Source organism: Streptomyces sp. NPDC017676, assembly GCF_044329325.1.
Lineage (GTDB): Bacteria > Actinomycetota > Actinomycetes > Streptomycetales > Streptomycetaceae > Streptomyces.
In genome coordinates this window covers 33,537-48,248 of the sequence record NZ_JBIRJA010000031.1, presented here as the reverse complement: position 1 = coordinate 48,248, position 14,712 = coordinate 33,537, and the positions used below count along the sequence as shown (strand labels likewise).

Below are 14,712 nucleotides of genomic sequence, written 5' to 3'. Positions count from 1 at the left end.
CCTGAGCCGGCGGGACGCGTTCGACCGCGTCCCCCGTAGAGCAGGTTCGGTCTGCCCGAGACACGCACGCCGCTACCGACGGAGACACACGGTCGACTCACTCACGCCGAGTTCTCCGGCTTCCAGATGGAGCCCTACAAGTCGTCGGTCGCTCCTAGGCTGGCCAAGCTTCTGGCGTAACTGACCGCCGACTCGGCATGGCACGGCCCCTGTGGAGGGCCGTGCCAGCCGAGTGGTGTCCGCTGCGGCCAGTCGCCCGGCAGGCGCCTGGGGCCGGTCATTGCCCTGGCAGAAACGCTGTCACCAGCGGCAAACGCGGGCGTCACGTCCGGCGGCGTGCGGCGGGCCCGCGCTCGGCGACATGGCGGGCGACCGCGTCGACGCCGGGGCGTGCGTACCGCTCCAGGAAGCGGACGAAGGCGTGGCGGGAGCGGGCCAGCAGCATCGGGGTCGAGGTGCCGTCCTCGGCGTCGTGTGTCAGGGCGCTGTGGCGGGGCCGGTGGAGTATCCAGCCGTCCCCAGGTCCTCGACGTCCTCGGGCGGGGCGAGCGGGGCTGGCCAGGAGCCGGGTGTTCTCTTCGAAGATGTCTTCGGCCCGGCGGTAGGAGAGCCGGACCCGGCCGGTCTACTGGGCACACGTCCGACATTGGCGCCCCGGTCGGGGCCCTTGTGGTCGGTGAGGAAGAGTGGGCCACGGGTGCGCCGGGCGATGAGGCGGGGCAGCAGCTGGGCGGCACCGGACTGCCAGTGAATCCACTCGGTCGCCCTGCCCTTGACGGTGGTCTTCCCACGCTTGTCCTGCGGGTACAGGCCCTCCACGTTCAAGTACAGCACCTCGTCGACGCACGCTGCCTACTCGTGGAGCATCTTCCAGAACGTCTTCTCCCTCGGCCCGACGTCCAGCCGCCACAGGGCGGCGATCTGGTTCTCTGCCAGGGCCTGCTCGGGTACAGCCCAGCGAAATCCGCGTCCGAGAAAGCTCGCCCAACTCGTCATGGACCCGCATGGCCAGGCTGCCCTTCGGGAACGGAGCAGCCTGCGCCACCCGGGCCGTCTCCTTGGGAACCCGGCCGATCTTCCTGGCGTGCAACGACAGCGACACTCTGCCCAGACACCACGTCGACGCGTTACGACCACAACGCGTCATGCGAGCTGTCGTCACATTCAACCTCTGTTACTGCGCCGTTCCTACTTGGCCGCGCCAATGCGCCAGGAGCGTCAACTTCGCCGGTGGCCGATTCACTCTGGCCAGGGATAACCGCGAAGGTTCAACGGGGATCTTCGGCCATGACGGGGTGGGCTGGAGAGAGTTGGGAGGCATGTGTGGTGGCTGCGATTGCCTTGACCTCATGCATGACGGCGTGGAGGGAGCAGCTCCGGGGGGTGGATTCCGCAAACGTGTCTCGCGGGATTGGCCAAACCCCGCCACTCGTCACTTTACGTGTTCGCTCGAATGCGGTGCGCTACGGGATGTTTCGGCTCCGCCACGGCACGCAGTTGCGGCCGGCCAGCGGCGCATTCCAGACGCGTCGACTTCGAGGGGAAGAACCATGACCACACCGCCCGCTGCTCCGCTCCGCGTTGCCTTGACCAACGGCAGCTTCGAGCAGCCCGCCGTGACCGATTATGAGGTCCTGCCGGACGCCTCGCAGACGCAGGCATCCAAGCGGGTCCCGGGCTGGCTCACCACCGCCTCCGACCACAAGATCGAGCTGTGGCATTCGGGCTACCAGGGTGTACAGGCAGCCGACGGCGTCCAGTTCGCCGAGCTCAACGCGAACGAGGTCTCCACGCTCTACCAGGACCTGCCGACCACCCCCGGCACGAAGCTGTACTGGCGGCTGTACCATCGCGGCCGCCAGGGGCAGGACACCATGGCGCTGGACATCGGTGCGCCGGGCTCCGTGGTGGAGCAGAGGCGCTTCACAGACGGCACCACCGCCTGGGGCTACTACACCGGCACCTACACCGTCCCGGCAGGCCAGACACTGACGCGCTTCGCCTTCCGTTCCGTCTCCGCCGCCGGCGGCAACCGCGCCGTCGGCAACTTCCTGGACGGCATCTTCTTCGGCACCGCCCCCTATGTGGAACTCGCCAAGACCGCCATTCCCGCAGGGCCGCTGGAGGTGGGCGACGTCGTCACCTACCGCATCACCGCCAAGAACGAAGGCGGCGGTGGGGCCGAGAACCTCATTCTGAGCGATGTCATCCCGCCGGGCACGACGTACCTGCCCGGTTCCCTGCGCATCGTCGACGGCCCGAACGCCGGAGCAAAGAGCGACGCGCAAGGCGACGACCAGGCGTACTACGACGCCGCGGCGAACAAGGTCGTCTTCCATCTCGGCGACGGCGCTTCCGCCGCGGCGGGAGGCAGCCTGCCCAGCACCGAGACCCTGCCGGCAGGGACCACGGTGGAGTACCGGGCCGTCATCGACCGGGCCAGTGGCGGCAAGCAGATCAGCAACACCGCAACCGCCTCCTACGACAACCGGCTCGGTGACACGCCGGAGCCCCTGACAGCCACCTCCAACGAACAGGTCACACAGGTCAAGCCGGCCGCCGACCTGAACGTGACGAAGGCAGCCGACGCCACCAACGTCACCGTCGGCCAGACCGTGACCTACCGCATCACCGTCCGCAACACCGGCCCGAACGACGCCACCGGCGTCACCGTCACCGACCAGCTCCCCGAGGGCCTCACCTTCCTGTCCGCCGAGGGCACGCCCGCAAGCTACGACCCGGCCACCGGGCAGTGGGCCGTGGGCGACCTGGCCGACGGCGCCACCACCACCCTCGTGCTGCGGGCCAAGGCCACCAAGGCCGGTCTGATCAGCAACACCGCCACCGCCACCAGCAACGAAAAGGACCCCGACACCACCAACAACACTGACGCCGTCAGCGTCTGCGTCGAACCGGCCCCCTCCTGCTGCGACCCCTGCGCCAGCTAGGAACGGTTCCCCAGCCAATCGCCACGAGGGCTGCCGACAACCACTACCGGCCCATCCCTGCGGAGGTACACGGCGGAGGGTAGGGCACCGGGGCCCTACCCTCCGCCGGCAAAACCGTCATCCGCACGCCCAGGGTTTTCCGACCCGCTCATCCTGCTGCAGCGGGCCGTGAACCCGTCCCAGCAGGCAGGCGACGGCACGAGAGCCGGGCCCCGGCAGTGCCATGCCGGGGCCCGGCCCGTGGCGGCCCGATCTGACTTACCCCTCGTCAGGGTGATGCTGCCCCTGGTTCCCGGGCGTGCCGCAACGCGGGCTCGCTACCAAGAGGCACGACCTGTTTCGTGCTCTTCGTCGAGGAGCCGCCGTGCGCCCTGCCCTCCACGTCCTGGCCGCCGTCCTTCTCGCCGTACTGCCCACCACGATCGCTCCCTCCGCGCAGGCCGCGCCGACCGCCGACACCCTGCCACGGGCCGAAGCGGTGGAACAGCTCCCCGTCGCCGCGGAGGACCGCACCGGTTACGACCGTGAGCAGTCCTTCGGCGGCCGGATCGATGCCGACCGCGACGGCTGCAACACCCGCATGGAAGTTCTCCTCGAGGAAGCGGTGGAGCCGCCGACGCTCACCGGCCGGTGCACCCTGTCCGGAGGTCGCTGGTACTCCTGGTACGACGACACCTTCATCGACGTTCCCCGCGGCATCGACATCGACCACCTGGTCCCGCTCGCCGAAGCCTGGGACTCCGGCGCCTCCGCCTGGACCCGGCAGCGCCGCGTCACCTACGCCAACTACCTCGACGACCCACGCCACCCCGAGGCAGTCAGCGCCCGCTCCAACCGCCAAAGAGCCGACCAGGACCCCACCACCTGGCTCGTGCCGACAACCCCACCGAACGCTGCCACTACCTGGCCAACTGGACCGCCGTGAAACTCCAGTGGAACCTGACCGTGGACCCGGCCGAGCAGGACACGCTGGCACTCGGCGCCGCCGAGTGCCCCGGCACCCACGTCACCATCAACCCCGTCCCATGACCCAGCCGGCCCAGGGTTCCCGCACCGACGGATAGCGGGAACGCCCGCGGGATGGGGGTCGGCACGAAGTCGCCGGGATGCTCAACGGGCCGCTGGAAGTCGCCATCGACACAGTCCGCGACAGCGTCGGGCGGTGGCGGCACCCAGCCCGGCCCCCCGTGTCCCGCACGCACCGGACTACGGGGAGGCACCGCCGGGCGCGCCGGTTCTGGATCTGGAGCGCGCACTGGACGCGGCGGAGCACCCGGGCACCCGGCTGTGTGTGCTGTGCGGTTGCGGCCAGGAGTTCACACCGATGCTGCGCGGCTTCGACCACATCGGTGACGCCGACGCCGCCCACTCCTGCCCAGGGGCGCAGGCCCGCAGCAGCCGCACGGGGCCGCCGCGGCGTGGGGGCAGGCCCCTGCTGGGCTGGGGCCTGCCTCTGTCGGCCTTCCTTGACCGGGGAGGTCAGGCGGCCGACCGCGGGTCGATCTTCCAGCGCATGTTGGTGGGCGCGTTGGTTCCGGTGAAGTGCTTGAGGGTCACGTACACATCAGGGTGGGGGTAGTTCTGCGACTGCGAAGTGATGGCCCACTGCCGGAAGTTCACTCCGGCCGGGGTGATGGTGTAGGTCTCGGAGGTGCCGTCCTCGCGGACGATCCAGTCCTGTGCCGGACCGCCGTTGCAGCCGGTCACGGTCAGCGGGCCGTTGTCCTTCGCGTTGTCCGGCACCGTCAGGCAGGCCGGGGTCGGGTTCTTGATCGGTTCGGTCTCGATGACGTAGTGGTCGCCGTACTTCTGCTTGAGCCGCCAGACCGACCCCGAGCCCTCATTGGCCAGCGGCCAGGGGTACCACACCTGGACGTACTGCGGCCGGTTCTCATTCTGGTTGTCGGTCTGCAGGTAGAAGCCGGTCGAGGCGTTGCTGATGACCACCGCCTGGTCGCTGGGGGGGTAGCCGGGGCCGTTGGCTGCGGCCGGGGCGACCGCAGCCACGCTTGCGGAGAGTGCCAAACCGAGCAGGAGAGCGATCTTGCGCATGGACGGTCCCTTTCGTCGAGCGGCATCTGCCAGTGGGTCGTCGGCATCCCTGCTCCATACGGTCGACGGCCAAAAGTGCCCACCCTGAATGACTCCGAATGAGGGAGGGGTGTTCGGATTGGCGTACGGCTCGACGGCTCGCCGGTTCTGTATCCACGGATAGGTTCACCGGGGCGGTGAGATCACCTGACAAACGGTCACGATCACATGGAACGGGACAACAGGGTGACCCCTGACGGGGGATCTTGACCGTATGCCAGGAGAGTTTGACGACCGGCTGGTTTCCACACTGACCGCGGACGTATTGGCCCCTGGGGCAGCGTCGTCTGCTGCCGCACGGCCCGGCAACCGACTCAGCTCCGGGCCGGCAACAGACGCTTTCCCTGATCCGGGGCTCAGGCCTCCGCCACAACCTCGTCCGCCTGCATACCCTTCTCGCCCTGCACCGCGATGAACGACACCTTCTGGCCTTCCTTGAGACTCTTGAAACCGTCCCCCCTGATCGCTCTGAAGTGCACGAAGAGATCCGGCCCGGTCTCAGGGGTGATGAAGCCGAACCCCTTCTCGTCGTTGAACCACTTCACGGTGCCGGACTGCCGCTCCGCCATATTCACTCCCTCGAATCACGTACTCGGACTGGACGTGCAGGACGCCCAATGAGCTGATCATTCCCGATGTCGGGGACGATCCTGGGAATCCCCGACCTTGTCGCACAAAGAGAACGGATCCAGGCGATCAAACTCACCTGGCAAACGGTCAAGGTGTCTCTCCCTGGATCGCTCCGGGCATGCTCATTCCGATCAGTCTGAAGCCCAACGAGGACACCAACCTGTGGTGGACGGTCTACGAGACCCGGGAGGAATGGAGCAAGGACGAGAAGTTCACCGCCCACCACAGTGCCTCGAATCCGGCGCTGGCCGAGCACCAGGGCAAGCTGCACTGCGCCCACCGCGGCTCCCCGTCCGACTCCAGGCTCTGATGGACGGTCTACGACCCGGACAAGGGATGGAGCGAGGACACTTTGTTCGGGGCGCATTCGAGCGAAGGCGGACCGGCACTGGCCTCCTTCGAAGGGCGGCTCCACTGCGTGTACCGGGGCAGCGGCAACGACAAGGACCCGTGGCACACCACCTTTGATCCGGCCACGGGAAGGTGGAGCACAGACACCCGTCTCGGCGCCCACTCCAGCTCCGTGGGCCCAGCCCTGGCGGTGTTCGGCACCAAGCTTCACTGCGTCCACCGGGGCAGCGGTTCGGCGCACCTGTGGCACACCACCTGGACCCCGTCTACGGGACGGAGCCGCGACGTCAAGCTGAACGTCGGTACCTCGGCAAACCCGGCCCTGGCGGTCTACAGCCTCCACTGCGTGTACCGCGGCAACAACACCACAGCCTGCAGCACATCAGCTACAGCACCAGCGCCGGATGGGGTACCGAGCGCCAGCTGCCCGCCCATCACAGATTGGAAGGGCCGGGCCTGGCAGTGTTCGACAGCAAGCTGTACTGCATCCGTCGCGACCACGGCGGCAACGACCAGAAACTGTGGTGGGCCACCTACACCACCAACGGCGGCTGGAGCACCGACAAGCAGTTCCCCGCCCACTCCAGTGGAGCCGGCCCTGCGGTGATCGCCTACCGCGACAAGTACGGGGACAAGACAAGAATCAGCTCCTCGTCGTCCACCGCGGCTACGGAAACCGCGCCGCCGGCACCGACACCGCCGAAGACGAAGCACGCCTCACCGAAGAACGACGCGCATGGGCCGCGGGAAGCGGCCACATCTTGATCCGAGCTGAGCAGCTCGGCCGTGATCCGGTCACGGCCGAGGCGAAGGGGGCGGGGTCGCCCCCCGGCGCAGCCATGCGGTTGGCCGGGGTGCGCCCGCTGCTCACCGACCGGGTCCGGGAACAGCGTCCGGCTCAGCCCGACACCGGGCTTTCCACCTGTGAACCGGAACCACCCGCCGACGGCATGCTGTTGTGACTTCGCCTTTCGAGGAGCACAGACTCTTTGAACCACTCACGCAGTCCCCTTCGCCGTCGGGAGGGATTGCGGAGGCCCTGGACGCTTCAGCCCCTTCCTTGCGGACGAAACCACACTGGCCTGTGCTTTCGTCCGGGGGCTTGAAGGGGTGGCACGGGCTGGATGAGGCAAGCGGTGAGCGCCCCTCAGTCCCGTCTCCCCGGCGGGAACTGAGCCGCAGGCCCGGCGGCCAGGGCCCTCTTCCACGGGGCGACGTCGGGTCTGCGGCGCGCGTACTCGAATCCGCTGCTGCGACGGGCCTTGGCGAGGCGGGCCACCCACAGGCGCACACCCTCCGGTGTCCGGCCGCAGGGCTTCAGCGGGCTGGACCGGCAAGGACTGGCTTGAGTTCGGCTGCGACCGCGGTGGGGGTCAGTGCCCGGAGGATACTGTCCGCGTTCTGGGTCATGAAGTTGGGGCAGGAGTCCTGCGGGTCGGCGTTGCCCTGCAGTACGACGGTGGTGACGAGGTGCCCGGTGTCCGCCGCCCGGACGGTGACGTCGTAGGTGGTGTCGACGACGTCGATGCGCTGGGGCGCGGAAAGCAGTGGGCCGTAGCACACTCGCCAACTGTGCGACCGATGCTACGCGGGGTTATGCAGATGACCAGTTGGGTGTCCTCCCGGCCGTTGTGCACGCCGGGTGCCCATGGCGAGGGAAGCTCTTGGATGGGCCGGGGGGTGGGGAGGCTGCCGCTGGGGTCGTCCAGCTGGATCAGGACCGCCGGGTGCGGTCCCTGGCCGGCGTAGTGTGCCCCGGTGTTGTAGGGGACCTTTCCGTCGCACCAGTTCACGCTCATGCCGCCCAAGGTGGTCGCCGTGGGGCTGGGGCTGGGGGTGTCCGGGACCGGTGACGGCGATGCCGAGTCACCGCCCGCTCTGCCGCAGCCGACGAGCCCCACGGCCAGGACCACGGCGACCCACGGGACGGTCGCCCACGTGCGGGCGCCGCGGGTGCGGCGTGGTCCGGTGATGTGCTGATCTTCACGTGTCAAGACGAGAACTCCCATCAGTTCAGGCCGGCAGACTCGATGCCTCGGCGAGCATGATGCGCAACGCGACGTAGTCCGTGCCGGGACGATGCAACAGGTCCCAGACCTCGAACAGGTCACCCTCGGTGCGGTAGCCCGCCTTGGTGGCCTGGGAGACAGAGCGGTGCTGCCGACGAGCTTGGCGGGACCGGCCACCCGCAGCTGCACACCATCCTCCGGATTCGCCTTGACGAAGCCGCCCCGGAACCAGGGGACGACGTCGGTGAACGGAGGGATCGTCATGCCGGCCCTGGTGAACGCCATCGGCCCGAGGTGCGCTTCACCACCGTCGCGCAGCTCGGCAAGACACCGTGCCGCCCGGTCGGCACCGACACGCCAGGCGGCCTGGGCGACGAGGCCCTCGACGGTGTCGCGCGCGCACCACAGGCTCTTGCCCGGTGTGACCGCGAGAAGTCCAGCGCCTGGAACCGGATCCGGGGGCCCGCGTAGGGCACGATCACCGTCTTGAGTACGTCCTGCGAGTGGGAGAAGCCCGTGAGGACCCGGACCCGCTCCGACTTGATCGCGGCGATCTCCCGCCACGTGTGCCCGACGGGCCCCCGTCCCGGCCGCTCGATCCGGAAGCCCCCCTCGTGCAGGTCGGTCCAGATCCGGGTGTGCCGCACGATGAGCGCCACACACAGCACCATGACCGCGATGACGACGGTGAACCCCGTCAGGAACCCCCCGTCCGAGGAGTAGTCGCCCCACATGGTGCACAGCTCGATGAAGACAATGACCGCGACGACCATGACCCCCAGGACCGCCGGGGCGGAACACCCCGGTAGGACCGCACCAGTTCACCCGGCCGTTGCGCTCGTTCCGGCCCCGTCAGCACACCCACCTCGCGAAATCTCCGGCTCTACCCGACGACGAGTCTCGGCGTGACCGTCCCGGCGGGAACAGGGGAGGAATACTCAAAAACAACAGCCACTACAGTGATCGCGCATGGGAGCGGGAGCACTCGTGACGACGGCCGGCGGCGTGAGCGCCGAACTGAGCACGCTGATCGGCCGACGCGCCGAGACCACCCGGGTCCGACGGCTCCTGTCGAGCACCCGCCTGGTCACGCTGACCGGGGTCGGCGGCGTGGGCAAGACCCGGCTCGCCCTGCGGGTGGCCCGTAACGCGGGCCGGATCTTCCCCGACGGCATCCACGTCGTCGAACTGGTTGACCTGCGGGAGGCCGACCTCCTGGCGCAGAGCCTCGGCACCGCGATCGGCCTGGCCAACCCGGGACGGGACAGGGCCGGCGCGACCGAGGCGCTCGTGGCCCACCTGCGCGACAGACAGGTTCTGCTGGTGCTCGACAACTGCGAGCACCTCGTCGACGCCTGTGCCCGGCTTGTCGAAACGCTGCTGCGCACGGCACCCGGAGTGCGCATCCTGGCGACCAGCCGTCAGGCGCTCGGCGTCACCGCGGAACACGTCTTCCCCGTGGAGCCGCTGCCCGTCGTGGACCCCGACCGGCAGCACTCCCTCGGCGAACTCCTCGGCTGCCCGGCGGTCGTGCTGTTCGCCGAACGGGCCGCCGCCGTATGCTCCGGTTTCACCGTCACCGAGCAGAACGCCGAGGTGGTGGCCCGGCTCGTGCACCGGCTGGACGGGCTGCCGTTCGCGATCGAACTCGCCGCTGCCCGGCTGCGTACCCTCACCCCGCGGGAGATCCTCGATCGGCTCACCGACCGCTTCGCGCTCCTGACCACCGGCAGCCGTACCGCCGTACCCAGGCAGCGCACCCTGCGCGAGCTGATCGGCTGGAGCCACGCCCTGTGCAGCGCCGAGGAACGCGCGCTGTGGGCCCGGGTCTCGGTGTTCCGCGGCGGCTTCGACCTGGAGGGCGTCGAGGGAGTCTGCGCCGACGACGGCCTGCCTGCCACCGCGTTACTCGACGTCCTCGACGGACTGGTGGAGAAGTCGGTGCTGATCCACCGGCAGTACGACGGCCGGTCCCGCTACCGGATGCTGGAGAGCGTGCGGGAGTACGGGCTGGAACGCCTGGCCGAGTCGGGGGAGCTGGCCGTGCTGCGCCGCCGGCATCGCGACCACTGCCTCGGCCTGACCACGCGGGCCGGGGACGAGTGGTTCGGCCCACGGCAGGTGGAGTGGTTCACCCGGTTGCGGCTCGACCACGCCAATCTGCGGGCGGCACTGGAGTACTGCCTTGAGCAGCCCGGCGAGACGGCGGCCGGCCTGGCCCTCGCGGTCTCCCCGCGGCACTACTGGATCACGGCGGGCTCGCTCGCCGAGGGCCGGCGCTGGCTCAGCCGCCTGCTGGCCGCCCCGGACGCCTGCGCCGCCCCGCTGCACTCGCTGGCCCTGGGCACCTACGCCTACCTGGGTATCCTGCAAGGCCACGTGGACAGCGGGACAATCGCCGCTCTGGACGAGTCCGCGAAGGTCGCCGAGCGCCACGGCGATGTGGACGCGGCGTCCTGGGCCCTGCACCATCGTGCCGTGCTCGCCACCTGGCAGGAGGAGTACACGTGCGCCGCCGAGCTGTTCGAGGAGGCGTCCACGGCGTTCCAAGCGGCGGGTCATCTCGACGCGGCTGTCGAGTGCACCGTCAAGCTCGCCATCGTCCACGCCCACGCGGGCGACATGAAGCGGGCTGCGCGGCTGTGCCACGAGGCTGAGGCGGTCACCGAGGCGCACGGCGAGTCGTGGCTGAGGGGGATGGCCCTGTTCGCCGGGAGCCTGCTGGCCCGGCGGGCCGGCGACGCGCGGGGGGCGGGCGCGCTGGCCCGCCGCGCCAGCCGTCTCATGCGTCCCTTCCAGGACTGGTGGGACATCGCCATGTGTGTGGAGGTCCTCGCCTGGAGCAGCGCCGAGGACCCACGGCACGCGGCCCGGCTGCTCGGCGTGCTGCACCTGCTGTGGGAGTCGATCGGAGGGACCCTCAGCACCGCTCCGTTCATGCGCCACGAGCGCCGCCGGTTCGAGGAGCGGGTGCGCACGGCCCTCACCTCAGCCGACTTCGACCGGGCCTTCCGGCACGGCGCCGACGCCACGGTGGCCCAGGCCCTGGCATACGTGCTCGACGAGTCGCCGCCCGCGAACGGCGAACGCGATCCCGGCTCGGGGCCGCCTCTCACCCGGCGCGAATGGCAAGTCGCGGACCTGATCGCGCAGGGCCTGACCAACAAGCAGATCGCCACCCAGCTCGTGATCGCCCAGCGCACCGCCGAGAACCACGTCGAACGGATCCTCACCAAACTCGGCTTCTCCTCCCGGTCCCAACTGGCGGTCTGGACCTACGGGCGAAGACAGGAGGGCCGTGCCCGCACCGAGTGACGTCGCGCGCAGCCGTGCCCGAGCCTGACGACATCACGTACGACGCGCGTGCCCGGTCGGTGAGCCTTGGACATCGGCAGCCGCACCGCCACCAGCGTCGCCCGGTCCGATCGCCGAGAAGGCGGCGACGCAGACCCACGGGCACATCCGCTCACCTGGCTCGACACACTTTCGCGGCCGAACGTACTGAGGGCCCTGACTGCGTAGACGGTCTGTCGTGATCCGCTGCGCACCATGGTGAATCGGTCCAGCGGTGCCCCGTCCGCGCATGAGTTGAACGCCAGGCGTTGGCCGGCAGACCACAGCCTGTGGCTCCGGGCCCACCGGCCGGCCAGGTCAGCGCGCGGTTGATCGCCGCCCCGCACGCTTCAACTGTCAGCGAAAGGAAGGCGAAGAGTACCGCTGGCCGTCGTCACGGAGCGCCATCAGCCGTGGAAGTGCTCGCTCGGCAGGTCAACGCGTTTTTGCCGTCGGTCGTAGCCACGACCTGTCACGGACTCGGATACTGCGACGAAGGTTTTCACGAGGGGACGGTTGTCTCCGTGACGGGTGGCCATGAAGATCCGGCTCACTGCGGTAGACCCGTCGAGTTCGAGACGTCGGGCGCCTGCGGGGAGCAGCGTCGTGACGCTGTAGGGGGCGATGGTGACGCCAAGGCCGGCGGCGACGAACATGATGATGGTGTGCCAGTGCGAGCACTCTTGCGCGACCTGGACGTCGATGCCGGCGTCCCGCAACGGCTGTGTGTTCACGTCGAACGCTTTAGCCCCTGCTGTACGTGGGAAAAGGATCAGCGGGTCAGCGGCCAGCGCCGTTGCTTCCACACGGTCACCCCTTGCTGCGGGGTGCTCGGTGGGGACGACGGCGACAAACCGTTCCGTCATCAGCGGGGAAAGGTCGATATCGTCTCGCTCCTCGGCATCCCGCACGATCCCGATGTCGGCTGTGCCCCGCTCCAGGGCCGCCAGCACGTCGACCGTGAAGCCGTCGTGCAGCTTGATCTGCACGTCTGGGCAGCGGCGGGAGAATTCACGGAGCCGTTCACTGACGATCGCAGTGGCGGACGTGATGAAGGCGAGATCCAGGCGACCGGCCTCGCCGCGCCCGACACGGCCGGCCTCGTCGAGGTCGGCCGCCAGGCGGCCCAGAAGGTCCCTCGCCCGTGGCTGGAACGTCGCTCCCGCGTCTGTGAGGCGGACGCTTCGAGAGGTCCGCCGGAACAGCTCAACACCGACAATCTTCTCAAGCTGCCTGATCTGCTGGGACAGAGCGGGCTGGGCGATGTTCAGCCGCTGGGCGGCACGGCCGAAGTGGAGTTCCTCGGCCACAGCCAGAAAGTACCGCAGGTGGCGGAGCTCGATACGCTGATCCATAGTTCAAAGTTATCGATCGAGGCTATCGCTTGTATTGGACATATGAGTGGCTGGGGCCGGAAGCTGCTCACGGGAAGAGCCGCACCCGAAAGGAAACCCGCCTCATGCGCCACACATCCGCCCCGACCGTGGTCTCCTCGATCGCCTCACAGAGTGATGCCGACGCGTTCCGCGCGTTGAACGAGGAGTGGATCTCGCGCCTGTTCACGCTGCAGGAAGAGGACCGGGCGGTTCTCGGAGATCCGTTCGGCCGTATCGTGGACCCGGGCGGCGACGTGCTCCTGGCCCGCGAGCCCGGCAGCGGCACCGTCGTCGGGTGCGTCGCCCTTCTGGCCTACCCGGACGCCGTGCTCGAGTTGGCGAAGATGGCCGTGGCCCCCGCCGCGCAGGGAAACGGCATCGGCCGCCAACTCATAGCCTCAGCGATCGACCGCGCCCAGGCACTCGGTGGGACCCGGCTCTTCCTCGGCACGAACAGCAAGCTGGCTCCCGCCATCCACCTCTACGAGGAAGCCGGGTTTGTCAGGATCAACCGCAGCAGACTCCCGGTGGCCGACTATTTCGCCCGCGCCGACACCCTCATGGAACTGAAGTGACGCCCCGGCCCGAAGCCCGTCATCTGCTTCGCCACGGTTGGCCGCGAGTACCTGCGGCGCCGGGGCATCCGGCACACGATTCGGGAGAAGACCGACAGCCAGGCCGCCCGACTGCGCAAAGGGTCACGCGGCGGACGGCCACCCGGCTTCGACGAAGAGCGGTACAAGAAACGCAACACCGTCGAACGGGCGATCAACCGGCTCAAGCACGCTAGGCCCTGTCGTCAAACTCCCGTCTGCCGCGCGACGCCATGCACGCACTCTCGCCGCACCGGCCCCAGACCCGAGTACGCCCAGTACGAGGGCCTGTGGCCGGCACGGCGAGAGCACGCACCTGACGCCGCACGGCCCGCCCTCCGGGCGGACGACGGGAGTTTGACGACAGGACCTAGGGCCGTGGCCACCCGCTACGACAAACGCGGCTACGTCTTCCTCGGGACCGCGACTGCCGCAGCCCTCGTCATCTGGCTTCGTGCATGATCGGCCGGACAAGTCCTAGCCGCGCGGTCCGCTGCGGGCGGCGGAGCGGTCGGTCCGGTCACCGGGTGGGGCGAGCGGACTCACGGAGCGCTGAGGTAGGTCCAGTGCTCCACCAGCTCGAACCCGAGCGACGTGTACAGGGGGAGGGCCATGTCGGTGGAGCGCAGGTAGGCGGTGCCGGCACCGGCGACCCGTCCACGGGACACCACTTCCTCGGTGAGCGCGGCGCCGTAGCCGCGCCTGCGGTGGTCGGGGGCCGTGGAGATGTTGAAGACTCCGACGTGGCCGTCCGTGACGATGCTCATCGCCGTGGACACCGGCTCTCCCCCCACCTCGCCCACGTAGGCGGTGATACCGGGAGCGTCCATGACCGCTGCGGTGAACAGCGAGGCGAACATCTCCGCGGGCGCTTCGAAGCCGGCGCCGAGAGCACGGACGTAGAGGTCGTACTCGGCCCCCGTCAGGACGCGGACCCGCAGCGTGCCGCCGGTGTCGCGGGCCGGTGGGGCGGCGTTCAGGTCCCGCACCAGGAACGGCTCCCAGGACGTCTGGGTCATGCCATGGCCGCGGGCCACCGCACGGACCCGCTCGTCCGGCCGGTCACGCACCTGCAGGCACCAGGGCACCGGTTCCGGGAAGGACTTGGCCGTCTCGGCCGCACGGTCCGCGAGTCGGCCGATCTCCTCGGGGTCCGGGGACCTGCCGAAGGAGAAGACACCGTTGGTGCTCTCGGCCGGGCTCCCGGTGAACACCATGTACGTCTCGTGCCGGCCGGCGTACTGGCGCATGCGGGGTTCGGCGGCGGCGATACGACGCAGTGCCTCGCCCCAGGCGGTGACGGCGGCATCGACCCGCGCGCCAGGAAGAGCTGAAGTCATGATGTCAGTCTAGTTACCTTGAGAGTTACTCATGTAAGTGA

The 14,712-nt window shown here is 69.1% G+C and carries 15 protein-coding genes and 1 pseudogene; 7 read left to right on the top strand and 9 right to left on the bottom strand.

What is annotated here, in order from left to right; genetic code table 11:
* Window positions 1-322: 322 nt before the first annotated feature.
* From ACH4LD_RS40555 to ACH4LD_RS40545, 3 genes are read right to left on the bottom strand one after another with little or no spacing between them, the layout of a single operon-like run.
* Complete coding sequence (locus tag ACH4LD_RS40555; RefSeq protein WP_398058272.1) at window positions 323-445, bottom strand: PmrA; 123 nt, start codon at window positions 443-445, stop codon at window positions 323-325.
* Between the two features lie 32 nt (window positions 446-477).
* Window positions 478-825, bottom strand: coding sequence for a hypothetical protein (locus tag ACH4LD_RS40550; protein WP_398058273.1), 348 nt, complete (start codon window positions 823-825; stop codon window positions 478-480).
* A gap of 27 nt (window positions 826-852) precedes the next feature.
* Complete coding sequence (locus ACH4LD_RS40545) at window positions 853-996, bottom strand: hypothetical protein (protein ID WP_398058274.1); 144 nt, start codon at window positions 994-996, stop codon at window positions 853-855.
* Between the two features lie 554 nt (window positions 997-1,550).
* Between ACH4LD_RS40545 and ACH4LD_RS40540 the strand changes: the two genes are divergently transcribed.
* Together ACH4LD_RS40540 and ACH4LD_RS40535 are read left to right on the top strand one after the other, a co-directional pair.
* Window positions 1,551-2,948, top strand: coding sequence for an isopeptide-forming domain-containing fimbrial protein (locus ACH4LD_RS40540; RefSeq protein WP_398058275.1), 1,398 nt, complete (start codon window positions 1,551-1,553; stop codon window positions 2,946-2,948).
* Between the two features lie 364 nt (window positions 2,949-3,312).
* Window positions 3,313-3,873, top strand: coding sequence for an HNH endonuclease (locus ACH4LD_RS40535; protein ID WP_398058276.1), 561 nt, complete (start codon window positions 3,313-3,315; stop codon window positions 3,871-3,873).
* A 554-nt stretch (window positions 3,874-4,427) separates the two neighbouring features.
* Here the strand turns inward: ACH4LD_RS40535 and ACH4LD_RS40530 are convergent.
* The gene (locus ACH4LD_RS40530) at window positions 4,428-5,000 is read right to left on the bottom strand and encodes an RICIN domain-containing protein (protein WP_398058277.1); all 573 of its coding nucleotides are present in this window, start codon (window positions 4,998-5,000) and stop codon (window positions 4,428-4,430) included.
* A gap of 395 nt (window positions 5,001-5,395) precedes the next feature.
* Complete coding sequence (locus ACH4LD_RS40525) at window positions 5,396-5,608, bottom strand: cold-shock protein (protein WP_388243366.1); 213 nt, start codon at window positions 5,606-5,608, stop codon at window positions 5,396-5,398.
* 179 nt (window positions 5,609-5,787) lie between these two features.
* On the opposite strand from ACH4LD_RS40525, the gene ACH4LD_RS40520 reads away from it, so the two are divergent.
* Together ACH4LD_RS40520 and ACH4LD_RS40515 are read left to right on the top strand one after the other, a co-directional pair.
* Entirely contained in the window at window positions 5,788-5,979 is a 192-nt protein-coding gene (locus ACH4LD_RS40520) for a hypothetical protein (RefSeq protein WP_398058278.1), read from the top strand.
* A 503-nt stretch (window positions 5,980-6,482) separates the two neighbouring features.
* Window positions 6,483-6,785: a hypothetical protein gene (locus tag ACH4LD_RS40515; protein WP_398058279.1), complete on the top strand. Its 303-nt coding sequence runs from the start codon at window positions 6,483-6,485 to the stop codon at window positions 6,783-6,785.
* Window positions 6,786-7,337: 552 nt separating this feature from the next.
* Here ACH4LD_RS40515 and ACH4LD_RS40510 read toward each other — a convergent pair.
* Together ACH4LD_RS40510 and ACH4LD_RS40505 are read right to left on the bottom strand one after the other, a co-directional pair.
* The gene (locus ACH4LD_RS40510) at window positions 7,338-7,583 is read right to left on the bottom strand and encodes a hypothetical protein (protein ID WP_398058280.1); all 246 of its coding nucleotides are present in this window, start codon (window positions 7,581-7,583) and stop codon (window positions 7,338-7,340) included.
* 706 nt (window positions 7,584-8,289) lie between these two features.
* Window positions 8,290-8,802, bottom strand: coding sequence for a hypothetical protein (locus ACH4LD_RS40505; RefSeq protein ID WP_398058281.1), 513 nt, complete (start codon window positions 8,800-8,802; stop codon window positions 8,290-8,292).
* 196 nt (window positions 8,803-8,998) lie between these two features.
* Here ACH4LD_RS40505 and ACH4LD_RS40500 point away from each other — a divergent pair, with 196 nt between their 5' ends.
* Window positions 8,999-11,344 carry an ATP-binding protein gene (locus ACH4LD_RS40500; protein ID WP_398058282.1) on the top strand — a complete coding sequence of 782 codons (2,346 nt, stop codon included), beginning with the start codon at window positions 8,999-9,001 and terminating at the stop codon, window positions 11,342-11,344.
* A 425-nt stretch (window positions 11,345-11,769) separates the two neighbouring features.
* On the opposite strand, the gene ACH4LD_RS40495 is transcribed toward ACH4LD_RS40500, so the two are convergent.
* Window positions 11,770-12,717 carry a LysR family transcriptional regulator gene (locus ACH4LD_RS40495; RefSeq protein ID WP_398058283.1) on the bottom strand — a complete coding sequence of 316 codons (948 nt, stop codon included), beginning with the start codon at window positions 12,715-12,717 and terminating at the stop codon, window positions 11,770-11,772.
* Between the two features lie 104 nt (window positions 12,718-12,821).
* On the opposite strand from ACH4LD_RS40495, the gene ACH4LD_RS40490 reads away from it, so the two are divergent.
* Both ACH4LD_RS40490 and ACH4LD_RS40485 read left to right on the top strand, forming a co-directional pair.
* Window positions 12,822-13,313 (top strand): GNAT family N-acetyltransferase, encoded by a 492-nt coding sequence (locus ACH4LD_RS40490; protein ID WP_398058284.1) that lies wholly within the window; start codon window positions 12,822-12,824, stop codon window positions 13,311-13,313.
* A gap of 42 nt (window positions 13,314-13,355) precedes the next feature.
* A pseudogene (locus tag ACH4LD_RS40485) lies at window positions 13,356-13,520 on the top strand (IS5/IS1182 family transposase); the annotation flags it as partial.
* A 353-nt stretch (window positions 13,521-13,873) separates the two neighbouring features.
* Here ACH4LD_RS40485 and ACH4LD_RS40480 read toward each other — a convergent pair.
* Window positions 13,874-14,671 carry a GNAT family N-acetyltransferase gene (locus tag ACH4LD_RS40480; protein ID WP_398058285.1) on the bottom strand — a complete coding sequence of 266 codons (798 nt, stop codon included), beginning with the start codon at window positions 14,669-14,671 and terminating at the stop codon, window positions 13,874-13,876.
* Window positions 14,672-14,712: the final 41 nt, after the last annotated feature.